Raw genomic sequence first — 24,786 nt, forward strand, 5'->3', positions numbered from 1 at the left:
GGCAACCGCTCGACCGCCGACCCCTATCAGCAGATGACAAGGCTCTTGGGCACTGCCTGACAGCCGTTGCCGGGACCGTTGACACCGCGTCCAGCTGCTGCCACCTTGCGAATACCCGCCAGTAATGTACGCGCCTCCCGCAGTCGCGGAGCCGTACCCCGCCCGCTGACCGCCCCCGGTCGGCGGGCGGTACACGCCATATGACGGATCGTCATACAGCGGCTGGACACCCACCCCCCATTCCACGGAGCGTTCCCATGCGCCTTCCGCTGCCCTCTGCTGCCCGCAAGCGGCTCCGCCGCCCCGCCGCCGTGCTCACCGCGCTGGCTGCGGCCTCGGCCCTGCTCTTCGCGGGCGCCGCCCCGGCCAGTGCAGCCACCGCCCAACTGCCAGTCCGCTACTCCCCGCTGGGCGGTCTGCTGCCCTCGCTGACCGACCCCTCCTCGGCACCGCCCGGAGCGAACGACTGGAACTGTCGACCCGGCAGCGCGCACCCCCGGCCGGTGGTCCTGGTCAACGGCACCTTCGCCAATATGCGCAACAACTGGGACTCCCTCTCCCCGCTGCTGCACAACCGCGGCTACTGCGTCTACGCCTTCAACTACGGCGGGCCCGCGGGCAATGTCATCCAGAGCATCGGCGACATCCCCACCAGCGCCGGGCAGCTGTCGGCCTTTGTCGACCGGGTGCTGGCCGCCACCGGGTCCTCCCAGGTCGACCTGGTCGGCCACTCGCAGGGCGGGCTGCTGCCCCGCTACTACCTCAACTTCCTCGGCGGCGCCCCCAAGGTGCACGCCCTGGTCGGCCTCGCCCCCTCCAACCACGGCACCACCCTGGACGGCCTGGTCACCCTCGCAAGCGCCGTCAACCTGCTGGGCCTGGTCAACCCGCTGGTCTCCGCAGCGTGCACGGCCTGCGTCCAGCAGGAGGTCGGCTCGGACTTCGTCCGGCGGATGAACGCGGTGCCCGACACCGTGCCCGGCGTGGACTACACGGTCATCTCGACCGCGTACGACGCCGTGGTCACCCCGTACCGGTCCACCTTCCTCGCCGGGAGCAGGGTCACCAACATCACGCTCCAGGACCAGTGCGGCTGGGACTTCTCCGGCCATGTCGGCATCGCCTTCTCGCCCAATGCGCTCGGGGCCGTACTCAACGCCCTGGACCCCGCCCACGCCGCCGCCGTGCCCTGCACCCTCTACGTGCCGGGGCTCTGACCCGTCACCGACCCCGCCTGGGCCTGCTGCCCGGGCGGGGTCCGGCGGCCTGGGAAACCCGGGGGCAGGAAGATACGCTGGCCGCGCATGCTCCGCAGGCCGGGGACCGGCTCGGGGCGCCAGCCCCGGGCGTACACGGGCGGCCCGCTGCCGCCCGCCACCAGGACCGCGACCGGCCGGAGCCGGGTGGCCGCCCGGATACCCGCCGGGGTGGTGGTGGCGTCATGGCCGGAGGTCTGCCGGGAGGCGCAGCCGGTGTAGTAGGCGACCGGGACGGCGTGGTCGCCGGTCAGCAGGCACGGCGGGCGGACGCCCAGCCGGTGCAGGGCTGCGGCCAGCCGGGCGTAGTCGCCGGTGGAGTCCCGGTTGGCGGCGACGGCACCGGCCAGTACCGACTGCTGTACGGCCAGGTGGCCGACCAGCGCCGCGATGACCAGCGCTGCCGCCGCCGGGCGCAGCCGACCGGGCAGCCGGGTGGGGGCCCAGAGCAGGAAGTCCGCCACCGGCAGCGCCAGCAGCGCGTACGAGGGCAGCAGAAAGCGCGGGGCCGCGTAGTCGATGCCGAAGAGGTAGGGCACCGCCATGCAGACGGCGGTCGCGGCGGGCAGGACGGCGCTCGCCGACCGCCGCGCGGACCGGGCGGCGAGGAGCCCGCCGGCGGCGCAGAGCGGCAGGGCAAACCACCAGGCGGCGGTGGCGCGGTGCCGCCACGGGCCGGTGCACGGTCTGCACAGGGTGCGGCCGTCCAGCGCCCGCAGCTGGTCGCCGAGGGCCAGCTGGGCACCCATGCCGCCCTCGATCTCGCTGGCCCGGCCCAGCCGGGCGAGCACTCCGCCGTAGTGCAGTTGGGCCTCGACCACCCACTCCGCGCCGCCGACGACCAGCCCGGCGGCGAGCGCCAGCAGCACGGCCGGGCGGCGGCGGCCGGGCAGCAGCAGCGCTGCGGCGGCGAGCGGCAGCACCAGCCATCCGGCGTCGGGCGGGCGCATCAGCGCCACCAGGGCCGTCCCGGCCGCCAGGCCCGGCAGCGCCCAGCGGTCGGCGCGGTCGTGTACGGCGCGCAGGCAGCAGCCCACGGCGGCCAGGGCACCGAAGGCGCTCCACAGGTTGGGCATCGCCGCCGGCCCGTAGAAGAGGGTGATCCACAGCCCGGCGAAGAGCACCCCCGCCAGGGCGAGCACCCGGGTCGGCAGCAGCCGCCGCCACACCGCCAGGGTCGCGAACAGGGCGCACCCGGAGAGCAGCGCCAGGCAGATCCGCAGCACGGGTGTGGCGGAGGTCAGCGCCGCCATGGGGGCGACCAGGTACGAGATCCCCCGGGCGCGCGGGGCGCTGAAGAACGCGGCGGGCACCCTAGGGTCCACCTGGCTCACATAGATCGTCTCGTCCCAGCCGAGCCCGGTTCCCGGCACCACCAGGGCCAGCTGGGCGGCGGTGAAGGCGGCGGCGACGGCCGCGAGCCACCGCAGCCCCGGTGCCCGCGCGCCGGGGGGCGGCGGTGGCGCCTGCGGTGGTGGCATGGCCGGGTCCTCCAGGGAGCGGGGATGGTCGCGGGGCCCTGTGTCCGGGGCCGGTGGGACGGGCGGCGTCCACGGACCATCAGAGCAACCGTGGCCCACGCTGACCAGCGCAAAGACCCCTCCGGGTGAACGCGGCGGCGCCGAGCCACACCCATGCGGCGGACGGAGGCACGGCGCGCAGCGGCATCACAAGCGGCGGCGCGGCTCAGGGCAGAACGGCACACAGCGGCGGCGGAGAGGCAGAACGGCGGCAGGACGAGCAGCAACGCAACGAGCGGCGGCACAGCAGCACGGCGAACAGCACCACGACGAGCAGCGGCACAGCAAACGCGTCAGGGCAGCGCAGCACGCGGCGGCGAGGCGCAGGGCAAGACAGCGCACATCAGCATGGCGAACGCCGCAGGGCAGCGCAGCGCGCGACGACGCGGGGAACGGCCGCGCCGGGGCGGGTGTACCGGGCGGCTGGGCGGGCAGGCGGTCCCGGAACTCCCCGGCGAGGGCGGCCTGCCGTCCGCCGTGAAGACCGCGACCGTACCGCCCCGGGCTGCCGAAGCCCGCAGGGGCACCCGGCAGCGGCGGTGCCCGGGGGACCCACCCGATCGGAGATGAACGGCGATGAAGGCAAGCATCGGAGACCGGCTGGTCGTCGAGAGCCCCACGACGGGCGCCCAGCGGCGGGACGGCGAGATCGTCGGCCTGCACCACCCCGACGGCACCCCGCCCTACGACGTGCGCTGGTCCGACACCGGCCATGTGTCGCTGGTCTTCCCCGGACCGGACGCGCACATCCACCGCTTCGCCGGGCAGACCGAGCAGCCTGCGTGAACCCGACGTAGCCCCGACGTGACCCCGACGGGCCGCCGCCCGGACATTCAGCCGGGCGGCGGCCCGCCGGTGCGGATGCGCCGCCCGGTGACCCGTTCCAGGCCGATCCGGATCCACATCGTTCCCTTGCTCCCGACCCAGGGCGGGGTACCGGCGCGCTCGGCGAGCCGGCGTACGGCGGCCGGGTCGGTGACCTGGACGCCGTGGCCCACCACCAGCACGCTCCACCCCTCGCTCAGCGCCTCGTCCAGGTGGTCGACCTCGAAGGCGACCTCGGCTCCGGCGGCCCTGGCGGGGGTGGTGCCGGGGACGGTACGGAAGGCGACGGCGTCCCGGTCCACGGTGTAGTTCACCGGGACCGCGGCAGGCCCCTCAGGCGTCGTCACCACGACCCTGCCCACCCCCCGGGCGCCCAGCCGGGCGCGGCACTCCTCGGGGTCGAGCCGCAGCAGCTCCGGGCGGGCGGCTGCCCAGCCGGCGCCCGGCGGCCGCCCGACATCCTCGCCCTGGAGTTCGGAGACGGTGCTCTCCAGGGCTCCGGCCAGCCGGAACATGCCCTCCCGGCTGGTGCCGACCGGCTGCTCCTCCAGGTACTCCAGGTAGCCGGGGGACATCCCGGCCCGGTGGGCGACCTGCGGAAGGCTGAGGCCGAGCTGCTCCCGGCGCCGGCGCAGCCGGTCGCCCAGGGAGCTGCCGTCGTGCTGTCCGCCGGGGCCCGCCCCGGCGGACGGCGAAGTGCCGGACATGGGCTCCACCTCTCCTCCCCCGCCGCTGCGGAGTGCCCCGGCCGGGGCACTCCGCTACGGCCGGGGGCCATGACCCTGGATCGGTCGGCCGGGGTCACTCCGTATGGGTGACCTTGATGCGGCGGGCCTCCTTCTTGGCCTCGCCCAGCCCGACGCTGACGGTGAGGATGCCGGCGTTGTAGTCGGCCTGGATGTCGTCCTCCTTGGCGCCGGCCGGGAGCGCCACGGTGCGGGTGAAGGAGCCGTAGCGAAACTCGGAGCGGTGCTTCTCCTGGGTCTCCTCGGTGCGCTCCGCCCGGATGGTGAGCATGCCGTCCTGGACGGTGATGTCCAGGTCCTTGCCGGGGTCGATGCCGGGGATCTCGGCCCTGACGAGATACCGGTCGCCCTCGGGGTACTCCTCGATCCGCACGGTGTAGAGGTCGGCCATGGCGGGCCAGGCCAGTCGGGACGGGAAGGACTCGAACCACTCGGGCAGGTCGGGGAAGAGCGACCGGCCCTGCCGACGTGCGGGAATGGCCATCACAACACCTCCACGGTGTGTCGACGCGTTCGGACTCTTCCAGTGGACTCCTCAGCTGCGGCTGGGGCCAGTTCGGAACCTCTGCTCAGTCGGCCGCCTCGGCCAGCCAGAGGTCGGGGCCGAAGACCTCGTACCGGATGGCGCGGGCGGGCACTCCGGCCGCGAGCAGCGCGGCGCGCGCCGTGCGCATGAACGGCAGCGGGCCGCAGAGGTAGACCGAGGCGTCGGCGGGGAGGTCGATGCCGTCCAGGTCCATCGGGCCGGTGCGGGCTTCGGGCTCCTCCGGGCCGGGCTGCTCGTACCAGAAGACCGCGTCTCCGTCGTGCAGCCGCTCCAGGGCGGCGCGGACGTCGGTGCGCAGGGCGTGGTCGGCGGGTGACCGGTCGGCGTGCAGGGCCAGGACCGGGCGGGTGGAGCCGGTGGCCGCGAGGTGTTCCAGCATGGCGGCCATCGGGGTGACGCCGACCCCGGCGGAGACCAGCACCAGGGGGGTGTCGGCGTCGTCGAGCACCACGTCACCGTAGGGCGGGGAGAGGGTGAGCGTGTCGCCGGTGCGCACCTGCCGGTGGAGCAGGGTGGAGACCTCGCCGTCGGGGGCGCCGCCCGCGCCGGTGACGCGTTTGACGGTGATCCGGCGCAGCTCCTGGCCGGGGGCGGTGGAGAGGCTGTACTGGCGCAGCTGGTGCACGCCGTCGGGCATCCGGACCCGGACGGAGACGTGATCACTGCGGCGGATTCGGCGGAGAGCATGGATCGGTCCCCCTGGGAGGCAGAGGCGGCAGCGGATTCCCGGCCGCCGAGGTGCGGCCGGGGCTGGTGCGGCGGAGCAGAGAGAGAGGAGTCCTGCCGGGGCTGGGCACGGCAGGACGTCCCCGGGCCGGTGGGGTCAGTCGTGCGGGACGACGGCCACCGGGCAGTGCGCGAAGTGCAGCGCGGCATGCGCGACCGGCCCGACCCGCATCGTCAGGGCCGGGCGGCGCACCCGGCGGCCGACCACCAGCAGCCCGGCACCGGCGGCAGCCCGGACCAGCACCTCGCCCCGGGCGCCCGACTCCACCTGCTCCACCACCTCCACCTGCGGGTACTTCTCCCGCCAGGGGGTCAGTGCCTCGGTCAGCGCGGCGCGCTCGCTCTCCTCCTGGCCGTCGACGGGGTCCAGGCCCACCGCGCCGTATCCGTAGACCGGCGGCAGGCTCCACGCCCGTACGGCGCGCAGCGCGGCGCCTCTGACCGCCGCCGCGGTGAAGGCGAAGTCCAGCAGGGCGGGGGCCGGGTCCTGGTAGCCCTTGACGCCGACCACGACCTCGTTCCCGGCGCCGTCGGCCGGCCTGCCGCCGTCGGTGCGCACCATCACCACCGGCCCGGCGGCGCGGGCCAGCAGCTGGGAGCCGAGCGAGCCGAGCATAAAGCCCGCCACGGCGCCGTACCCATGGGAGCCCAGCACCAGCAGCTCCGACTCCTCCGACTGGGCCAGCAGCACCGTGGCCGCCGCCCCCTCGGTCTCCTCCACCGAGTCGACCGCCAGTTCGGGGTAGCACTCCCGCAGGGCCGCCGCCGTCTCACGCAGCAGGCGGCCCGACCAGTGCTCCCGGGTCTCCTCGTCCTGCACCGAGGGGCCGATCTGCGGCCGGGCGTTCCAGGAGTGGACGAGCCGCAGCGGCAGTCGGCGGCGCAGGGCTTCGCGGGCCGCCCAGTCCGCGGCGGCCAGGCTCTCGGGAGAGCCGTCGATGCCGACGGTCACGGGTCGCAGCATGGGGGAGAACCTCCGGTGTCGGACACGGCCCGGTGCGGACCCGCTGCCCGCCCGGCCTGGCACCCCACAATCTGCCCGCACCCGGGGCTCCTCCGGCAGGGCCACAGGTCCCGACCTGACGCCCACCCGGCCCGTGCCCGGTCCGCCGCCGCGCCGGGCGAAGGCCCCCGCCCGTCCCGGCGCTGGGACGGGCGCCGGGACGGGGTTCCGGGCGGGGGTTCCGGGCGGGGTCGGGGGGTCAGTCGGGGAGGTCGGCGAGCACGTCGGCGGGGGTGCGCCGGGGGGTGGCCGGGCGGGTGGTGCCGTAGCCGAAGCGGATCAGCATCTGGACGTGCAGGTGCTGGTCGCGGGCCGGGTCGCGCAGTGCCCAGCGCAGGTCGGGCCACTCCAGGGCCTGATGGAAGAGCGAGGTGCGGACGCCGGCGGCCGTGGCGAGCAGCAGGACGTGTTCCAGGGCCTGCCCGGCGCGCAGCCAGTCGGCGCGGGTGTCATGGGCGGTGGCCAGCACGGCGACGGTGGGGGTGGTCTCGAAGGGGGCGGCGGGGAGCAGGCCCGGGGACCGCAGGGCGCTGAAGTCGCGCATCGGCAGTCGGCCTGCGGAGTCCTGCGGGCCCAGGGCGCTGCCCGGGATGCCGTAGGGGCTGCCCGCAGGGCCGCTGATCGCCCGTCGGCTCTCGGCGCTGCGGTCGTCGTCGCGGGTGTTGCGCTGTTCGGCGCGGCGGGTGAGGTGGAGCAGGCGCACGGTCTCCTGGCGGTCCGGGGTGTAGAGGACTGTGCCGCCGATGTGGGCGGCGTCGGCGAGTTCGCCGAGGAGCTGCGGGGGCACCCGGTGGTCGGCGAAGGGCAGCCGGCTGGTGTGGCGGCGCCAGAGGGCGTCGTACAGCGCCTGGTGGCGGCCCCGGGCGCGGGGCGGCAGCGCGGTGAGCCGGACGGCGGCCAGCAGGGTGGGGTCGGCGGGTTCGGGGAGCAGCCGGACGCGGGCGGCTCGGCCGAGGTGGCGGGCGGCGACGCGGAGGTTGAAGACGGCGGCGCCGACGGAGAGGTACAGGGCCCGGCCCACGGGGTCGGTGTGCCGGGGGTTGCGGACGTGGTCGCTGTGGACGGCGAGGGTCGCGGTGTCCGGGTCGTACTGGAAGCGCCAGGGCTGGGTGTTGTGGATGGAGGGTGCGGCGACGGCCGCCGCGACGAGCCTCTCCAGGGTCGCCGCGTCAAGGGCGAGGGCGGCGGGGGCGGGGACAGTGGTGATGGACACGGTTCCTCCTCGGGCTCCGGCGCGCGGGTGCGGTCGGGCGGATCGGGCCAGTCGCGGCGGCGGGGGCGGGTCGGGGGGCGGGGGTCGGCCGGCACAGTCGGCGTTCATCGGGATGCCTCTCCGGTGAGGAGCGGCAGGGTGTGGCCGGGCCGGGCGGGCGGCAGTGGGGCCGCGAGGTCGGCGTCGGTGGGCGGCGGCAGCAGGGTGAGCAGGGCGGCGAGCACATGCCGGTAGGGCGAGTTGACGGCGTTGAGGACGTGCCGGATCAGCTCCAGCCCCCGGCGGTGGCGGCGCAGCGGTGCCTCTCCGGTGCTGGGTCCGGCCAGGGCGGCGAACTCCAGCACCGCCGGGAGGTGGTCGGGGAGTTCGCCGGCGGCGGTGTTCCAGCCGGCGGCCCGGTAGCCCTGGGCGAGGGCGAGCAGGGCCATGCCTCGGCGGCGGGGGTCGCCGTGCAGATAGGAGGTGAGGTGGAGGCTGGACATCCGACGCGGGTCGAAGACGTCGATGTGGTGGCGCTCCAGGTCCTCGGGGTCGGTGGTGTCGAACCAGCGGGCGAAGACGACGAGTTCACCGGCGGCGGGGGTGGCGGTGAGGTTGGCGGTGGAGGCGGCCAGGGCGGGCCGGACGGCGGCGAGTTCGGCGTCCGGGTACTGGAGGAAGAGCGAGCAGAGCCGGAGCAGCAGGGCGCGTTCGGCCGCCTGCTCGGGGCAGCCGGAAGTGCGGGTGGGGCTGGACTGCGGGGTCACTGGTGTCCTCTGGCCGGGGAGTCGGTGCACCTGTGGGGGTGGCGCGGGGCGGGCGGGCCGCGCCGCGCCGCCCGTCGGCACCTCGCCCCGGTCCGGTAAGCGCCCAGCAGCCGGCGGCCACCCCTGCCCGGTGTGGCCGCTGGCCTGACCTGCGGTTGTCCCGTTCTCCATGGGTCGAACGCTAGAGGTGCGGCCCGGCAGCGCGGGAGGGACCAACGGACCCCTCCCGGCCGCCCCCCGGCCCCGACCACCCCGCCGACCACGGTCCGCTGGTCCCACCGTCCGCAGGCGCACAGCGGGGGCGGTCTCGAATGGGTCAGCGGGGAGGCACTGGCCGTCTGCCCGGGGCACGGCCCGGCCAGCCTTCGAGGCGACGGGAGGACGGCACAGGGCCACGGGCACGGCGAGACCACCGACGCCCCCACCCGACCCACGCCCAACACGCACCACCAGACGACGGGGCGACGGGGCGACGGGGCGACGGGGCGACGGGGCGACGGGGCGACGGGGCGACGGGGCGACGGACAAGGCGAGACCACCGACACCCCCCATCACACAACCACCCCACCCGCGCCCAGCACACACCACCAAGCGACGGAAGGACGGCACAAGGCGGGGGTGGACGTCAGGTGGTGCGGATGATGCGGCCGCTGAGGCGGGTGGGGGTGATGCGGATCCACAGGGGGCGGTCGCCGCCGGCCCAGGGGCGGGGGGTGGCGCGGGCGGCGATGCGGTGGATCTCGTCGGGGTCGGTGACATGCTCGGCGGGGCCGTTGGCAAGCACGCTCCACCCCTGGCTGAGCGCATCGTCGATCCGGTCGACCTGGAAGGCGACCTCCTGGCGGATCGCGCCGGCGGGGGCCGCGCCGGGGCCGGTGCGGTAGACGATGCAGTCGCCGACGACGGCGTAGTTGACCGGGAGGACGTCGATGCCCAGGTCGGTGGTGAAGGCCACCCGGCCGACGCCGCGCGAGGAGAGCCGCGCCCGGCACTCCTCGGGGGTGAGTTCGGCGAACTCGGGGCCGGTGGCGGGCCCGGACCGGCCGGGCGGGAGGTCGACGTCACCGCCGCGCAACTGTTCGGCGGTGGTCTCCAGGGCGCCGGCGAGCCGGGTCAGGGCGCCGGGCTCGATCTGGGCCGGCCGCTCCTCGACGTACTGGAGGTAGCGGGCCGCCATCCCGGCCCGGGCCGCGACCTGCTCCCGGCTGAGTCCCAGCTGGCTGCGCCGCAGGGCGGCGCGGCGGCCGATGTCGCCGGGCTGCGCCGCATGTGCCCGACGGTTCGGCTGGTCGAGCTGGTCGAGCTGGTCGTTCCGGTCCTGCCGGTCGCGCTGATCCTGCTGATGCTGCTGGTCGTGCTGGGACACGCTGGGGCACCTCCGGGTCGGGGCACGGAGCCGTACGGCACAGTCCCGCCCTTCCCCCAGGGAACCACCGGGGGCGGCGGTCCGCCAGGCACTCCCGCCGGGCGGACCGCCGCCGGAGGGCCCGGCCGGCCGCCGCCGATGGTCAGCGGCGGCCCTCGGCGGTGCCGGGCCCGCTGCTCCGTCCGGGCGCCCCTCACGCACCGGCCGGTGCAGGACCGGGGGGTTACTCGGCGGGCGTGATCAGGCCGTAGTGGCCGTCGTAGCGGTGGTAGAGGACGGCGCCCCGGCCGGTGGCGACGTCGGCGAAGAAGACGAACGGCAGGCCGGTGAGCTCCAGCCACCGCACCGCCTCGGCCTCCTCGATACGCGGGGCGGGCACCTCGCCGACCGTGAGCGGCACCCCGGCGGGGACGGCCGCGCCCTTCGGTGCGGGGCCGGTGCGGGTGAGGTGGTAGCCGGCGGGTCCGGTCCGGTGGACCACGGCGTCGAGACCGGTGGCGGCGTCGGTGAAGAGGCGGAAGTCGTGATCCAGGGCCTCCATCTCGAAGACCGCCTCGTCCACCGGCTCGGGTGCGACGTCAAAGGACTTGCGGCGTACGATCCGCCGCTCCTCGGCCGGACGCGGTCGGCGGTCCGGCCGCTGCGCGGGCTCCCCGGTGCGCCGTGCGGTGTCCCGGCGGCGGGTGACCCGGTCGAGCCGGCCGGCCAGTCGGTCCCGCAGCAGGTCGATCGCCTCGGTCATGGTCGGCGCCCCCACATGGGCCCGTACCAGCCGTCCGCCGACGTCCACGGAGACCTCGGCCACGGCCGGGCGGGCCGCCGACGGGTGGTTGCCCTGGGTGAGCTTCACACGGACGCCGAGCACCGGTTCACGCAGCCGTCCGACCACGGGCCCCAGCTTGGCCCGGGCGTACTCGGCGGCGCCGTGCGGGGTGCCGCCGCGCAGGGCCACCTGCACCTCGGCGGCGGGCCGGGTCTGGGTTCGGTTCATCAGGTCTCCTCCTCGGTCCGCCACCAGACTTGCGGGCGCCGATGCCGGCGCCGAGGGCCGAACGGCCTCACCCCGGTGCCGTCGGGCCCTGCACGGCCTCGGCACCGCCCCGATCAGCGGCGATGCCTCGCGCAGGGCCGGTCGGCGGCGGTCGGCTGGACCGGACGGCCCAGGCCCCGGCCCGAGGAGCGGCGCGACAGTGGACGCGTCGGCGAAGACGGGATGCCCCGTACCGGCGTCGGCAGTCGTACGCCGGGCAGGCGACACCGCAAGGACCTCGGCGGCGCGACACCGGACCGCCGAAGCGCCGATGACCGGCAGCCGCGGCCCCTCCGCCGCAGCCGACCGGTGCAGGAACGTCGAGGAGGTGGGCACGATGCGCCGCAGCGCACGACAATTCCGTCCGGGCGGCCGTACCGGCTGGCGGACCCGGCTGCGCCGCGCCACCGGCCGGGACGGCAACCCCCTGCGGCGCCCGCTGGACCGCAGCCGGGCGCGGCTCGGCTGGGTGCTCCTGCTGCTGGCCGTCCTGGCGGTAGCCCTGCCCACGGCCGTCGCGGCGGCGCTGTACCGCTCGGACCGGCACGCCGCCGACGAGCAGGCCGCACATCGGCACCGCATCACCGCCACCACCCTGACCGGCGCCCCGGCCGGCGGTGCCTGGGTGCCGTCCACCGGGGAGTGGCCGGTCCTCGCCCGCTGGCAGTACCCGGCGGGCCAGGTACGCACCGCAGCGGTACCGGTGGAGGCGGGCACCGCCCGGGGCGCCCCGGTGACCGTCTGGGTCGACGACTCCGGCGACCCGGCGGCGCCGCCCCGCAGCACCGCCGACATCACCACCGGGGCCGTGCTGGCGGGTCTGGCGGTGCTCACCTGCACCGGGCTGGTGTGCGGGACCGTCCGGACGGTCGGGCGGCGGCGCATCGAGATCCGTACGGCGGCGGCCTGGGAGCGGGAGTGGGAGCAGGTGGAACCGCGCTGGTCCGGGCGGTCGCGGTCGTCCTGACCCGCACCGGCGCCAGCTCCGGCCTGACCGGCCCCGGCACCGGCACCGGCCCCGGCCCCGGCCCCGAACAGCACGTGGCTCAGCGGCGCACCGGACGGCGTCCGGCGGCCGTGCCGCACCGTGCGCGGACGGCGTCGACGGCATCCCAGTCGGCGGGCCCGAGGATGGCCGTCGCCGCCGGGAAGAGCCCGTCCTGCTCCTTGACGATGTGCTCGCGCAGCAGCACCAGCGCGAGCAGGAAGCGGCCCGGCCAGCCGGGGTCGGCCGGGGTGCCGTGCTCGGCCTCGGCCAGCACGGCTTCGATGCGGCGGTGCTCCTCCTCCAGCTCTCCGATCCGGTCCGGGAAGGCTGCCGCCAGGGCGGGGAAGAGGCCGCGCTCCTGCACTTCGGTGTGCGGGGCGAGGACGGCGGCGATGCGCCGGGCCGACTCGGCCATCCGGGGGAGGTCCCGCAGCCGGTAGGCGGCGCGCACCTCGCCGATGAGGGCGATGGCCTGCTCGTGCTCGCGGATGAGTTCGTCGATCGCGGTCACGGCCTGGCCTCCGCAGTACTCGCAGCTGGTGCCTCCGTACGGAGGGCGGCGCCCCGTCGTGGGGTGGGCCTGCGGCACCAGCCTGGGGTGTACGGCCCGCCGGCGCCAAGGGACCTTGGTCCCTGCGGGCGCCGCAACAGACCCTGCGGACCCCGGGCCGGGAGGCGGGCGGCATGGCCCGTACACGGTGAGCTGACATGCCGACGAGTCCGGGGCTGGGCTGCGCCGAGGCCGCGGCTTAGGGTGCGGGCATGCCCCGCCCTTCAAGCGTTCCGTCTCCGGCCCGTCGTGACGCCGATCCGCGCCGGGTGCGGCGGCGTGCCCGGTGGCACCGGGTGTGGGGCGTCTGCGCGCTGGCTGCGGGGGCGCTGGTGTCGGCCTTCGCGGTCACGGTCTTCGCCGGGGTCCCGGAGACCGCCGCGGTGGAGCGGGCGTTCCTGGCGGCCGTGCCCTGCCCCGCCGCTGCCGACGACGGCGTGGCCGACTGCCTGCGCACGGTGCAGGCGACGGTGACCGGCACGCAGATCCGCAGGGGGCGGGGGAGCCGGTACTTCGTCGAGCTGCTCGGCCCGGCCCCCGCTTCCGGACGGCTCGACATGGGGTCGGCCGATCCGCTGGTACGGTCGCTGCGGCCGGGTGACCGGGTGGAGGTCACGGTGTGGCGGGACTTCGCGGTGGCCGTGGCGCGGGACGGAGTGGCCCAGGAGGCCGCTGACACACCCGTGAACCAGCCGGAGTTCGACACGGCGGTGGCGACGGCGGCGCTGGCAGTGGGGGTGTACGGGTGCGTCGCGGGCGGCTGGGCGCTGCTGCGGGCCCGCCGCAGCGCGCTGGAGGGGCTGCCGCCGCTGCTGGTGCCGCTGGGGAAGGGCGTCATCCTGTCGGTGGCCTGTGCCCTGCCGGCGGCGCTTTTCGGGATCTGGCGGGGTGGCCCGACGGCGGTGGTCGTCGGATGGCTGGTGCTGCTGCCGGTGGCCCTGTGGCTGGGGTTCCTGTTCGACCGCCTGATGCGGCGGGGGCGGCACCGCCAGGTGCCCGCTCCGCAGGGGCCGTGACCCCACCGCCCACGCTCGCCCGAGCGTCCCACACCCTTGCGCCGCCACCTGACCCTTTGCCACCTTCCTCTGGAGAACACCCTCATGCGTGCGTTCACGGCCGTCGTCAACCCCGCTGCGGGCGGCGCCAGGGGAGCGGCGGCGCTGGGGCCGCTGGCCCGGCTGCTGCGGGCGGCCGGAGCGCAGGTCGAGGTGGAGTACAGCCGTGGCCTGGACCACGCCCGGGAGGTCGCGCGCCACGCCGGTGAGCGTGGGCGGGTGGTGCTCGCGGTCGGCGGCGACGGCATGGCCGGCTGCGTCGGCGGCGCGCTCGCCGGTACGGAGGCCGTGCTCGGGCTGGTCCCGGCCGGGCGCGGCAATGACTTCGCACGGGCGCTCGCCCTGCCCTCGGAACCCTCGGCGCTGGCCGAGCTGCTGCTGCACGGCGACCCCCGGCGGATCGACGCGATCGAGGTGGAGTCGGCGGTGCACGGGCGGACCGCCGTGCTGGGCAGCGTGTACGCGGGCGTCGACGCGGTGGCGAACCGGCACGCCAACGAGGCCCGGCTGCTGCGCGGCGCCGCCTCGTACTACCTGGGCGGGCTGCGGGCGGTGCTGGGGTGGCGGCCGGCCGACTACCGGATCACCGTGGACGGGGTGCCATACGAGCGGCGCGGCTTCACCGTGGTGGCGGCCAACTCCGGCTTCTACGGGTTCGGCCGCCGGATCGCCCCGGACGCGCGGGTGGACGACGGACTGCTGGACATCGTCGTCATCAGCGAGGCGTCCCGGCTGCTCTTCTTCGCGGTGATGCGCGAACTGCGGTCCGGCACCCACCTCAGGCGCCCGCAGGTGGAGGTGGTGCGCGGCCGGGAGGTCCGCATAGAGGCGGGCCGCGACCTTCCGTACGGGGCCGACGGCGAGGTGGAGGCGGCGCTGCCGGTGACCGCCCGGGTGCTGCCGGGGGCACTGCGCATCCTCTGCTGAGGCACTGTGAGGCGCCCCGGCCGCGCGCGGAGGCACTGCCGGAGCGACGGCGTCGGGAGTGGCTCCGTCCGCCGTCGAGCGGCAACCGGCGCCGAAGCCCTCCCTCGGCCGTCCCAGGCGCCGCCCGACTCCCCGTATGCCCGGGCGGTGCCTGCCAAGTGTCGGGCCCCCGTGCCCCGGTGCGAGACCGACCCGACGACATGAGCATGATGGAGCCCACCAACAGATCACTAACATCTGTTCAACCGACGTTCCGTACCCGGCCGGACCCCCGGCCGCCCTACCCGGAAAGGCAGCTGGATGCGGTTCGGCCTGCTCGGGCCCCTGACCGTCCACGACGGCGCCACGGCGCTCCGCGTGACGTCACCCAAAGGCCGGCTGCTGCTCGGCGCCCTGCTCCTCCGGGCCAACCGGCCGGTCTCCGCCGACGCCCTGCGCAGCGAACTCTGGGGCGAGCGGCCACCCCCCACCGCCACCGCGTCCCTGCACAACCATGTGGCGCGGCTGCGGCGCCTGCTGGGCCCGGACGGCGAGGACCGGCTGGCCTCCACCCCGGCCGGGTATGTGCTGCGCGTCCGGCCGGGCGAACTGGACGCCGACGTCTTCACCGCACACCTGCGCCGCGCCCGGGCCGCGCGGCTGCGCCAGGAGTGGGACACCGTCGGCCAGGAGACCTCGGCCGCGCTCTCCCTGTGGCGGGGGCAGCCGCTGGCCGACCTGCCCGCCCTGGCCGGGGCGGACCCGCAGATCCACCACCTCACCGAGGCCCGGATGCAGGCGCTGGAGTGGCGCTTCGACGCCGACCTGCACCGCGGACGCCATGACGGGCTGGTCCCCGAGCTGGCCCACTGGAGCGCCGATCAGCCGCTGCGGGAGGCGTTCCACCGGCAGCTGATGCTCGCCCTGCACCGCACCGACCGCCGGGCCGAGGCGCTCGATGTGTACCGGCGGCTGCGCCGCGCGCTGGTGGACCAGCTCGGGGTGGAGCCCGGTCCCGCGATCCGGCAGGCGCACCGGGACATCCTGGCGGACAGCGCCGAGCCGCAGCCGGAGCCGGGCGTCCCGTCCGCGCCCCCGGTCCCCGCCCAACTCCCCGCCGACCTGGTGGACTTCACCGGTCGCGGCGGCCAGGTGGAGCAGGTGCGGGCGCTGCTGACCGGCCGGGCGGGCGGCGGCGGCGCCGTCGTGGTCTCGGCGGTGTCGGGCACCGGGGGGATCGGCAAGACCGCGTTGGCGGTCCATGCGGCGCACGGGCTGGTCGAGGAGTTCCCGGACGGGCAGCTCTATGTGGACCTGCGGGGCGTCTCCCCCTCCCCGCCGACGTCGGCCGAGGTGCTCGCCCGGTTCCTGCGCGACCTCGGGGTGCCCGAGGACGCCGTCCCGCCGGGCGAGGACGCCCGCGCCGCCCGCTTCCGTACGCTGACCGCCGGGCGCCGCCTGCTGCTGGTGCTGGACAACGCCCGTGACGCCGCACAGGTCCGCCCGCTGCTGCCCGGCGACGGCCGCTGCGGCGTGCTGGTCACCAGCCGCCGCAGGCTGCCCGGCCTGGCCGGGGCGGCCCATCTGCACCTGGACGTCCTGGACGACGGAGACGCGCTGGCGTTCTTCGGCGCCGTGGTGGGACCGGCCCGCGCGGCGGCCGAACCGGAGGCCACCGCCGCCGTCCTGGCCTGCTGCGCCGGGCTGCCGCTGGCCATCCGGATCGCCGCCGCCCGGTTGGCGGGCCGCTCCTCCTGGCCGGTCTCCGCGCTCGCCGAGCGGCTGGCCGACGAGCGCCGCAGGCTGGACGAGCTGCGGGTGGACGACATCGCCGTCCGGGCGAGCTTCCAGGTGGGCTACACCAGCCTGCCGGCCCCGTCCTGCGGCGCCGACCCGAGCCGGGCGTTCCGCCTGCTGGGCCTCGTCCAGGTGCCCGACCTGGGCCTGTACGCCGCCGCCGCGCTGCTGGGGCTTCCGCCGGACGACGCCGAGCAGACCCTGGAGCTGCTGGTCGACGCCTGCCTGCTGGACAGCCCGTCCCCCGGGCGCTACCGCCTGCACGACCTGCTGCGCGTCTACGCCGCCGAACGGGCGGCCGAGGAGGAGGACGCGGAGGAGCGCCGCGAGGCGGTCCGGCGGATGGCCCGCTGGTGCCTGGGAACCCTGACGGCGGCCGACGAGATCCTGCTGCCCCGGTTCGGACGGCCCGGGATGCCGCCCGCCGACCCGGACCATCCGCCGCTGCGGTTCGACTCCTTCGACCAGGCGCTGCGGTGGTGCGAGAGCGAGCTGGCCACGCTGCTCGGCGCCGCCCGGGCCGCCGCCGCGCACGGCCTGCACGAGCTGGCCTGGCTGCTGGCCGCGCTCGCCTGGCGCCGGTACATGGCGAACGGCCGCTACGAGGAGTGGCACGCCGTCAACGAGATCGGCATGAGCAGCGCGCTGCACCTCGGCGACCCGGTGGCGCAGACCCACCTGCTGAACTCCCGGGGCGCGCTGGCCTGGCGCACCGGCCGGTACGACGAGGCCGAGCAGAGCCTCACCGCGAAGCTCGACATCCACCGGCGGCTGGGCGACGTCACCGGCGAGATGGTGGCGCTGGGCAACCTCGCGGTCATCTCCGAGCACCGGGGGCGGTACACCCAGAGCCGGGAGCAGAGCCGGCACGCCCTGCGGCTGGCCCGCTCGGCGGGAGACCGTACGACGGAGGGCAACGCCCTCAACAACATCGGCATCTGCGAGGACCGGCTGGGCAACCACCGCGAGGCGCTGACCCAGCATCACGCCTCGCTGGCGATCTGGCGGGAGCTGGGACACGGGGCCGGTGAGGCGATGGCGCTGGCCAACGTCGGTGCGGTCCACCTCCATCTGCGGGAGTACGACGAGGCGCTGGTCCATCTGCGGGAGGCGCTGCCGATCGCCCGCGCCGCCGCCAGCCGGGTCAACGAGGCCGAGATCCTCTCCGACCTCGGCAGGACCATGATCGGCCTCGACCGTCCGGAGGAGGCACGCCTCCATCTGACCGAGGCCCTCGGCTGCTGGCAGGCGCTGGACCGCCCGGAGGCGCAGGAGGTCGGCGCCCTGCTGGACGCTCTCGACGCACCCGCAGAGCACTCCGGCGACTGACCCCCAGGGTGGGGAGGAATACCGCCACCGCGCCGCCCGCGCCACGGCCACCCCGACCGTGACCCTGACCGCCGCCGACCTCCTGGCGTGAGCCCGCGTACGGCCCCGGCCGGCGGGGCGGCGGCGCCTCCGGCGGCATGGCGGGCGGGAGGAGGGGCAGGGGGAATGAGAGCCGCAGGTCCGGGCGGTGGCAGACAGGCCGGACCGGAACGAGGACCCCACCGCTGCGGGCACGCGGCGGCTAAGGAGCGTCTGGATGAGTGCGACCGAGGTCTCCCGGGCCGGGCCTCCCCCGCCGGGCGGCGCACTGACGGTGCTCGACCCGTCCGCGCTGGTGCTGGACGCGGACGGGCGGGTGGTGCTGTGGGGCCCGCAGGCGCAGGAGCTGTTCGGCCACACCGCCGAGGACGCCCTGGGCCGCCCCGTCGGGGCGCTGCTGGTCGATCCGCAGCACCGCGCGTCGGCGGTGGAGCTCTTCACCGGGGCCGTGGCGGAGGGCGTCGCCCGCTCGGGCACCGTACCGGTCCGGCACCGGGACGGCAGCACCCGGCTGGTGCAGTTCCGCACCATGCGGCTGCGGGGTGCGGACGGCGGGTACTTCGCGCTGGGGATCGCCACCGACCAGGCGGCCCTGCTGCGGGTGGAGCGGGATCTGGCCCTCTCCGAACGGCTGGTCTCGCAGTCCCCGATCGGGCTGGCGGTGCTCGACCCCGAGCTGCGCTATCTGATGGTCAACCCGACGCTGGAGCGCCTCAACGGCCTCTCCGGTCGCCATCTGGGCCTGACCGTCCGCGAGGCGCTCTCCTTCATGGACGCGGAACCGGTCGAGGCCGACATGGAGCGGGTGCTGGCGACCGGCGTCCCGCTGGTCAACCGGTTCTCCGTGGGCCCCACCCCCGCCGACCCCGGCCGCGAGCACGCCTGGTCGGCGTCGTACCACCGGCTGGAGGACCGCGGCGGACGGGTGCTCGGCCTGGCCGTCTCGGTGGTCGACGTCACCGAGCAGCACCAGGCGACCCTGGAGGCAGCCGCCGCCCGCCGACGGCTGGCCCAGGTCGCCGACGCCAGCGTGCGCATCGGTTCCACCCTGGACCTGGACACCACCGCCGACGAGCTGGCGGAGGTGTGCGTACCGGACCTGGCGGACCTGGCTGCGGTGCATGTGCTGGACTGCGTCCCGGCGGGGCGGGGTGAAGGCGTCGCGGTACCGGAGGGAAGCCCGAGGGCGTTCCGCCCGCCGTCCGTGGCGAGCGCCGGGCCTTCCCCCGTCGCCTCGGCGCTCGGCGGGGCCGGGGGCCCGGTCCGCTGCGCCGCCGAGCGTCTGATCACCCGCTGTGTGAACGCCGCCCTGCCGATCCGGCTCTCCCGTCTGGACCGGCGGGACCTGGCGCACATCGCCCCCGACCCGCAGTCCGCCGCGCTGCTGGCGCGGGCCGGAGCGCACTCCTATCTGGCGGTGCCGCTGATCGTCCGGGGCAGGGTGCTGGGCGCCCTCGACCTGGTCCGCTGCGGCAATCCGGTCCCGTTCGACGAGGACGATGTCGTCCTGGCCACCGAGCTGGCCGCCCGCGCGGCCGTCTGCGTGGAGCACGCCCGCTGGTACCAGCACCAGCGGCACACCGCCGAGACCCTGCAACGCAGCCTGCTGCCGCACCGGCCGCCGCACCAGGCCGGTCTGGAGATCGCCGTCCGCTACCAGGCCGCCGAGGCCGTCTGCGACATCGGCGGCGACTGGTACGACGCGATCCCGCTGCCGGACGGCAAGACCGCCCTGATCATCGGCGATGTGATGGGCAGCGGGATCAGCGCGGCAGCCACCATGGGCCAGCTGCGGACCGCGACCCGCACCCTGGCCGCGCTCGACCTGGAGCCGGCCGCCGTGCTGAGCCACCTCGACCGCATCACCGCCGACCTCGACCACCGCTTCGCGACCTGCGTCTACGCCGTCCATGACCCGCAGCGGTCGCAGTGCCGGATCTCCTCGGCCGGTCATCTGCCGCCCGTCCTGGTCCGCCCGGGCCGGGCCGCGCCCGCGCTGCTGGACCTGCCGACCGGGGCTCCGCTCGGCGTCGGCGGTGTCCCCTTCGAGACCACCTGCCTCGACCTGGCCGCCGGCGACCGGCTGGTGCTCTACACCGACGGCCTGGTCGAGACGCGGGACCAGCCCATCGACGCCCGGCTGGCGGCCCTGCTGCTCCTGCTGGAGCGGCACCGGCTGCCGCTGGAGGAGACCTGCGATCTGCTGCTCCGGGCGCTGCGCCGCCCGGGCGACCCGGACGATGTGGCCGTGCTCATCGCCTCGGTGCAGCCGCCGGGCTGAAGGGGCTGAACAGGCTGAACGGGCTGAACGGGCGGCGCCGGGTCAGCCGTCCTGCTGGGGCAGGCGCACCACGGCGTGGCCGCCGTCGAGGTCCACCCGGGTGCGCGGGGGCGCCCCGTCGCCCTGGTCGTCGCGGAGCATCAGGGTGGTCCTGCGCTCGTCCAGCTCGTGCTGCTTCCCGGCGGCGAAGGTGGCGTGCAGCTGCTCGAAACCGGTGGCGGAGATCTGTCCCTCGCGGCCGGTACCGCGCCAGGGGACCCAGCGGGAGCGGCCGGCCCGCAGCGCCAGTTGGTCGAGCAGGGCGACCAGGGTGAGCAGGCAGACCAGTCCGGGGATGCTCATCGCCCAGAAGACCATCATCCCTACGCCTCCTTCAGCAGTCCTGCGACGGTCCGGCCGAAGACCAGGCGGCCCGTCCAGCGGGTCGGTGCGTCCAGCAGGCCGGGCAGCCCGCGCACCCGCAGGTCCTCGCACCAGACGACGACCGAGCCGGTCCCCTCCGGGCGCACCTCGATCTCGGCCTGGCCCAGCACCGCCGTCCCGCGCTTCTCCAGGCGGCAGCGCCCCGGCCGACCCGCCGTGGGCGGCTCCCAGAGCACGATCTCCATCGGGTCGTCGAACCCGGCCCGGCCGACGCCGGTGCGCGCCACCAGCACGGTGCCCACTCCGGTCGGCGGCGGAGTGGTGACGGTGATCCCGGTCAGCGGCACCCGGTCGGCGTGCCGCTCCCAGTCGGTCATGCGGCGCCACGCCTCGTCGGCGGAGAGGGCGGAGCGGCGTTCGATCCGGAACAGGGCCACTCCATGAGCATAGGGGCAGCGGGCGCCCGGCGGCGGGCGGTCACCCGCGAGCGGCGTACGGTGCGTCAGGTCTGCGGCGTGAGTAGTTCAGCCCTTGACCACGCCGAGCGGTACCAGGCGGGCGACGGACCGGCACAGACCGGCCCCCTCGCCCGCCTCCACCACGGCGGCGACGTCCTTGTAGGCGCCGGGGTGCTCCTCCGCCAGCCCCCGCCAGGAGGACGGGCGCACCGCGATGCCCTGGGCCTCCAGCCGGTCGCGCAGCTGCCGGCCGCTGACCGAGCGGGCCGCCTGGTGGCGGCTCTGCACCCGGCCCGCGCCATGGCAGGTGGAGTGGAAGGCCCGGCCGCCCGGGACGCCGGTGAGCACATAGGAGGCGGTGCCCATGGTGCCCGGGATCAGCACCGGCTGCCCGGTCGCGCGCAGGTCCGGCGGCAGGTCGGGGTGGCCCGGCGGGAGCGCCCGGGTGGCGCCCTTGCGGTGCACGCAGAGCCACCGGGGCACGCCGTCGACCTCGTGCTCCTCCAGCTTGGCGAGGTTGTGCGAGATGTCGTAGACCAGGTCCAGCCGGGCGCCCGTGACCTCGGCGAAGACCCGGCGGGCCGCCTCGGCGAGCATATGGCGGTTGACCCGGCCGTAGTTGGCGGCGGCGGCCATGGCCGCCAGGTAGTCCTGCCCGGCCGGGGAGTCCACCGGGGCGCAGGCCAGCTGCCGGTCGGGGACCTGGATGCCGTACTGGCGCATGGTCTGCTCCATCCGGCGTACCTGGTCGCCGCAGATCTGGTGGCCCAGGCCGCGCGAACCGCAGTGGATCATCACGCAGACCTGCCCGGGGTGCAGGCCGAAGGCGGTGGCGACGGGGGCGTCGTACACCTCGGCGACCCGCTGCACTTCCAGGAAGTGGTTGCCGGACCCGAGGCTGCCGACCTGGTGCAGCCCGCGCTCCAGGGCCCGTTCGCCGACCTGGCCGGGGTCGGCCCCGTCCACCGCGCCGCCGTCCTCGCAGCGGTCCAGGTCGCGCTGCTCGCCATGGCCCCGCTCCAGGGCGTGGCGGGAGCCGTCGGTGAGGATGCGGCGCAGCTCGTCCCGGTCGTGCGGGGTCCAGACGCCGCCCCGGGTCATTCCGCGCGGTACGGCGGGGTCCAGGGCGTCCATCAGCCGACCGAGGACGGGCGCCAGCTCCTGGGCGGTGAGGTCGGCCGCGAGCAGCCGGACGCCGCAGGAGATGTCGAAGCCCACCCCGCCCGGGGAGACCACGCCGCCCTGCGCGGGGTCGGTCGCGGCGACGCCGCCGATCGGGAAGCCGTACCCCCAGTGCACATCCGGCATGGCGTACGACGCCTCGACGATGCCCGGGAGGGTGGCGACATTGCGGACCTGCTCCAGCGACTGTCCGGCGTCGCTCAGCAGCGCCCGGGAGGCGAACACCACGCCCGGGACCCGCATCGCGCCCCGCCGCTCGACCCGGAACTCATAGCGGTCGATCTGGGTGAGGTCCATGGTGCCCGTGGCGGTACCCGCCGCCCGGCGGCCGAAACGCGCGGCCGGAACGCGGCGGGGGTGTCAGACGTCGACCGTGAAGGCGCATGACCAGCCGCCGTCAGCGGACCCCCGGGTGAGGTGCAGCCCGTGCAGCGACACCGCCTTGGGCAGCGCACCGACCGCCTGCACCGCCTCGGCGGCGGCCATGGCCAGCCGGACGTCCAGGCCGCCGTCGGGCGCGGCGGCCACCTCGGCGGCCAGCGGCAGTTCGCCGTGCACCTCCAGCCGGTAGATCACCTCGTCCAGCAGCGCCACCAGCAGGTCCTCGTCGGCGGCCGGCGGGAGGTGCGCGGTGACGCCGCGCCGGGGCGGGGCGCCGGCGAGGTCGGCGAGGTCGGCGAAGGAGGCGACCAGGCCGGTGACGGCCTCGGCGAGGCAGCGTTCCCGGTCGGGTGCCCAGGCCTCGATCCGGGTGTCGGCGGTGTGCGGGAGGCTGCGGTGGCCGGCGGCGGGCCGGTCGGGGTGCGGGGCCATCGGGGGCCTCCTGTCGTCGGCTGCGGTGCGGCGGGGTAGGCGCTGCCAAGGGCCGGGCCCTGAGGAGTGGCACCGTGGAGTGGTTCAGCAGCCCCGACTACTGGTGGAGCAGGCTCGTCCTGCAACGGGCGCTGGCCGCCGTGTACCTGGTGGGCTTCCTGGTGGCCGCCAACCAGTTCCGGGCGCTGCTCGGCGAGCGGGGGCTGCTGCCGGTGCCGCGCTTCCTCGCCCGGACGCCGTTCCGCCGCTCCCCCAGCATCTTCCATCTGCACTACTCCGACCGCTTCTTCGCGGCGGTGGCCTGGGGCGGCGTCGTGCTCTCCGCCGCGGTGGTGGCGGGGGCGGCGGACGCGGTCCCGCTCTGGGCGTCCATGCTGATCTGGGCGGTGCTCTGGGCGCTCTATCTGTCGATCGTGAACGTCGGGCAGATCTGGTACGCGTTCGGCTGGGAGTCGCTGCTGCTGGAAGCGGGCTTCCTGGCGGTCTTCCTGGGGAACGCCGGGACGGCGCCGCCGGTGCTGGTGCTCTGGCTGATGCGCTGGCTGGTCTTCCGGGTGGAGTTCGGCGCCGGGCTGATCAAGCTGCGCGGCGACCGCTGCTGGCGCGACCTGACCTGCCTCTACTACCACCATGAGACACAGCCGATGCCGGGTCCGCTGAGCTGGTTCTTCCACCACCTGCCCAGGCCGCTGCACCGGGTGGAGACGGCGGCCAACCATGTCGCGCAGCTGGTCGCGCCGCTGGTGCTGCTCACCCCGCAGCCGGCCGCGAGCGTGGCGGCGGGCGTCATCATCGCCACCCAGCTGTGGCTGGTGCTGTCCGGCAACTTCGCCTGGCTCAACTGGCTGACGATCGTGCTGGCCCTCGCCGCCGTGGACGGGTCCCGCGCCGCCGCACTGCTGGGGCTGCCCGCCGCTCCGGCGCAGTCCGCCGCGCCGCTCTGGTTCCAGGTCGCGGTCCTCGCCGCCACGGGGCTGGTGGCCGTGCTCAGCTACTGGCCGGTACGCAATCTGCTCTCCCGCCACCAGCTGATGAACAGCTCCTTCAACACCCTCCACCTGGTCAACACCTACGGGGCCTTCGGCAGCATCGTCCGGCTCCGCCACGAGGTGGTGATCGAGGGCACCGACGAGGCGCGGCCCACCGCCGAGACGGTGTGGCGGGAGTACTCCTTCAAGGGCAAGCCGGGCGACCCCCGGCGGCTGCCTCGCCAGTTCGCCCCGTACCACCTGCGGCTGGACTGGCTGATGTGGTTCGCCGGGATCTCGCCGTCCTACGCCCGGCCGTGGCTGCGCCCGCTGGTCGCCCGGCTGCTGGAGAACGACCCGGCGACGCTGAGGCTGCTGCGGAGCAACCCCTTCCCGGCCGCTCCGCCCGCGCTGGTGCGGGCCCGGCTCTACCGCTACCGGTTCACCGACTGGCAGGAGCTGCGCCGTACCGGGGCCTGGTGGCACCGGGAGCCAGTGGGCGAGCTGCTGCCGCCGGTCCGCTCGGCTCGGTGACGGCGAGCACGGCGGGCACGGCGGGCACGGCGGGCACGGCGGTGGCCGCCGGGACGGTCAGGCGGACGACCACGGGGCGTCCGCCGCCCGGGCCTCGGGCAGCAGTTCGCGGATGTCGTGCGGCAGGACATGGCCGAGCTTCTGCATCAGCTCGGGCGCCAGCGAGGCGTCCAGCACATCCAGCACCGCTCCCGCCTCGGCCAGCGCCATCTCCTCGGTGGTACCCGCCCGCCAGGCGATCCGCCCGGCGAAGCCGGCCAGGCCGAACCGCTCGCCCCGGCGCCGCTCCTCGCGGGACGGGCCGTGGGTGACGGCCACCCGCAGCAGGTGCTGCGCGATCTCCGGGGGCAGCTGGGCCGCGATGTGCTCGGCGAGGCCGACCGGCACCCGCTCCGCCAGGGTCTCCAGAGTCGCCCGTACGGCACGCTCCGCCGTGCGCCGGTCGGGGAGCGCGCCCCGGGCCCGGACCTCGCCGATGAACTCGTCGTAGTGCATGGTCCCGGCCTCCCGTCCATGGAGTTGCCGCCTCACTCATGCCGCCTCAC

Annotated in this window: 21 protein-coding genes and 2 pseudogenes; 8 read left to right on the forward strand and 15 right to left on the reverse strand. The window is 75.8% G+C overall.

Annotation, left to right across the window (positions count from 1 at the left end; genetic code table 11):
• The first annotated feature begins 257 nt into the window (after positions 1–257).
• Entirely contained in the window at positions 258–1,217 is a 960-nt protein-coding gene (locus tag C7M71_RS02765; protein WP_111489700.1) for an esterase/lipase family protein, read from the forward strand.
• Here the strand turns inward: C7M71_RS02765 and C7M71_RS02770 are convergent.
• Entirely contained in the window at positions 1,199–2,737 is a 1,539-nt protein-coding gene (locus tag C7M71_RS02770; protein ID WP_175607621.1) for a hypothetical protein, read from the reverse strand. The two genes, C7M71_RS02765 and C7M71_RS02770, sit on opposite strands and share 19 nt — an antisense overlap.
• Before the next feature lie 615 nt (positions 2,738–3,352).
• Here C7M71_RS02770 and C7M71_RS02775 point away from each other — a divergent pair.
• A pseudogene (locus C7M71_RS02775) lies at positions 3,353–3,556 on the forward strand (DUF1918 domain-containing protein); the annotation flags it as partial.
• Between the two features lie 53 nt (positions 3,557–3,609).
• On the opposite strand, the gene C7M71_RS02780 reads toward C7M71_RS02775, so the two are convergent.
• From C7M71_RS02780 to C7M71_RS02820, 8 genes and pseudogenes are all read right to left on the reverse strand, one after another.
• Entirely contained in the window at positions 3,610–4,308 is a 699-nt protein-coding gene (locus C7M71_RS02780; RefSeq protein WP_111489702.1) for a helix-turn-helix domain-containing protein, read from the reverse strand.
• A 94-nt stretch (positions 4,309–4,402) separates the two neighbouring features.
• Complete coding sequence (locus C7M71_RS02785) at positions 4,403–4,831, reverse strand: Hsp20/alpha crystallin family protein (protein WP_111489703.1); 429 nt, start codon at positions 4,829–4,831, stop codon at positions 4,403–4,405.
• An 85-nt stretch (positions 4,832–4,916) separates the two neighbouring features.
• Positions 4,917–5,555: pseudogene (locus C7M71_RS02790) on the reverse strand (hemin transporter); the annotation flags it as partial.
• 162 nt (positions 5,556–5,717) lie between these two features.
• Positions 5,718–6,584, reverse strand: coding sequence for a universal stress protein (locus C7M71_RS02795; protein WP_111489705.1), 867 nt, complete (start codon positions 6,582–6,584; stop codon positions 5,718–5,720).
• Between the two features lie 238 nt (positions 6,585–6,822).
• Positions 6,823–7,836, reverse strand: a complete 1,014-nt coding sequence (locus C7M71_RS02800) for an Acg family FMN-binding oxidoreductase (RefSeq protein ID WP_111489706.1) — start codon at positions 7,834–7,836, stop codon at positions 6,823–6,825.
• Between the two features lie 104 nt (positions 7,837–7,940).
• Positions 7,941–8,582 carry a nitrate reductase molybdenum cofactor assembly chaperone gene (narJ, locus tag C7M71_RS02805; RefSeq protein WP_229758492.1) on the reverse strand — a complete coding sequence of 214 codons (642 nt, stop codon included), beginning with the start codon at positions 8,580–8,582 and terminating at the stop codon, positions 7,941–7,943.
• A 625-nt stretch (positions 8,583–9,207) separates the two neighbouring features.
• Entirely contained in the window at positions 9,208–9,948 is a 741-nt protein-coding gene (locus C7M71_RS02810; RefSeq protein WP_229758493.1) for a helix-turn-helix domain-containing protein, read from the reverse strand.
• Between the two features lie 223 nt (positions 9,949–10,171).
• Positions 10,172–10,939, reverse strand: a complete 768-nt coding sequence (locus C7M71_RS02820) for a ribosome hibernation promotion factor (RefSeq protein WP_111489708.1) — start codon at positions 10,937–10,939, stop codon at positions 10,172–10,174.
• A gap of 310 nt (positions 10,940–11,249) precedes the next feature.
• Here C7M71_RS02820 and C7M71_RS02825 point away from each other — a divergent pair, with 310 nt between their 5' ends.
• Positions 11,250–11,945: an Rv1733c family protein gene (locus tag C7M71_RS02825; RefSeq protein ID WP_229758494.1), complete on the forward strand. Its 696-nt coding sequence runs from the start codon at positions 11,250–11,252 to the stop codon at positions 11,943–11,945.
• Positions 11,946–12,024: 79 nt separating this feature from the next.
• On the opposite strand, the gene C7M71_RS02830 is transcribed toward C7M71_RS02825, so the two are convergent.
• Positions 12,025–12,477, reverse strand: coding sequence for a hemerythrin domain-containing protein (locus C7M71_RS02830; RefSeq protein ID WP_229758495.1), 453 nt, complete (start codon positions 12,475–12,477; stop codon positions 12,025–12,027).
• 251 nt (positions 12,478–12,728) lie between these two features.
• On the opposite strand from C7M71_RS02830, the gene C7M71_RS02835 reads away from it, so the two are divergent.
• The 4 genes from C7M71_RS02835 to C7M71_RS02850 all read left to right on the forward strand — a co-directional run bounded on the left by C7M71_RS02835 (position 12,729) and on the right by C7M71_RS02850 (position 19,923).
• A complete protein-coding gene (locus tag C7M71_RS02835; protein ID WP_162824118.1) occupies positions 12,729–13,532 on the forward strand; it encodes a hypothetical protein in 804 nt (267 codons plus the stop codon).
• Positions 13,533–13,616: 84 nt separating this feature from the next.
• Positions 13,617–14,498 carry a diacylglycerol/lipid kinase family protein gene (locus C7M71_RS02840; RefSeq protein WP_111489711.1) on the forward strand — a complete coding sequence of 294 codons (882 nt, stop codon included), beginning with the start codon at positions 13,617–13,619 and terminating at the stop codon, positions 14,496–14,498.
• A gap of 357 nt (positions 14,499–14,855) precedes the next feature.
• Positions 14,856–17,603 carry an AfsR/SARP family transcriptional regulator gene (locus C7M71_RS02845; protein WP_162824119.1) on the forward strand — a complete coding sequence of 916 codons (2,748 nt, stop codon included), beginning with the start codon at positions 14,856–14,858 and terminating at the stop codon, positions 17,601–17,603.
• 256 nt (positions 17,604–17,859) lie between these two features.
• The gene (locus C7M71_RS02850) at positions 17,860–19,923 is read left to right on the forward strand and encodes a SpoIIE family protein phosphatase (RefSeq protein ID WP_111489713.1); all 2,064 of its coding nucleotides are present in this window, start codon (positions 17,860–17,862) and stop codon (positions 19,921–19,923) included.
• A gap of 42 nt (positions 19,924–19,965) precedes the next feature.
• Here the strand turns inward: C7M71_RS02850 and C7M71_RS02855 are convergent, their stop codons facing one another.
• The 4 genes from C7M71_RS02855 to C7M71_RS02870 form a co-directional block, all read right to left on the reverse strand.
• Entirely contained in the window at positions 19,966–20,283 is a 318-nt protein-coding gene (locus C7M71_RS02855) for a DUF6191 domain-containing protein (protein WP_111489714.1), read from the reverse strand.
• Positions 20,284–20,285: 2 nt separating this feature from the next.
• Positions 20,286–20,723, reverse strand: coding sequence for an SRPBCC family protein (locus C7M71_RS02860; RefSeq protein WP_111489715.1), 438 nt, complete (start codon positions 20,721–20,723; stop codon positions 20,286–20,288).
• 87 nt (positions 20,724–20,810) lie between these two features.
• Positions 20,811–22,223, reverse strand: coding sequence for an RtcB family protein (locus tag C7M71_RS02865; protein WP_111489716.1), 1,413 nt, complete (start codon positions 22,221–22,223; stop codon positions 20,811–20,813).
• 63 nt (positions 22,224–22,286) lie between these two features.
• A complete protein-coding gene (locus C7M71_RS02870) occupies positions 22,287–22,739 on the reverse strand; it encodes an archease (RefSeq protein WP_111489717.1) in 453 nt (150 codons plus the stop codon).
• A gap of 74 nt (positions 22,740–22,813) precedes the next feature.
• Here C7M71_RS02870 and C7M71_RS02875 point away from each other — a divergent pair, with 74 nt between their 5' ends.
• Positions 22,814–24,241: a lipase maturation factor family protein gene (locus C7M71_RS02875; RefSeq protein ID WP_111489718.1), complete on the forward strand. Its 1,428-nt coding sequence runs from the start codon at positions 22,814–22,816 to the stop codon at positions 24,239–24,241.
• A gap of 57 nt (positions 24,242–24,298) precedes the next feature.
• Here the strand turns inward: C7M71_RS02875 and C7M71_RS02880 are convergent, their stop codons facing one another.
• Positions 24,299–24,736, reverse strand: a complete 438-nt coding sequence (locus C7M71_RS02880; protein ID WP_111489719.1) for a DUF2267 domain-containing protein — start codon at positions 24,734–24,736, stop codon at positions 24,299–24,301.
• Between the last annotated feature and the right edge of the window lie 50 nt (positions 24,737–24,786).

It is taken from the genome of Peterkaempfera bronchialis (genome assembly GCF_003258605.2).
GTDB classification, from domain to species: domain Bacteria; phylum Actinomycetota; class Actinomycetes; order Streptomycetales; family Streptomycetaceae; genus Peterkaempfera; species Peterkaempfera bronchialis.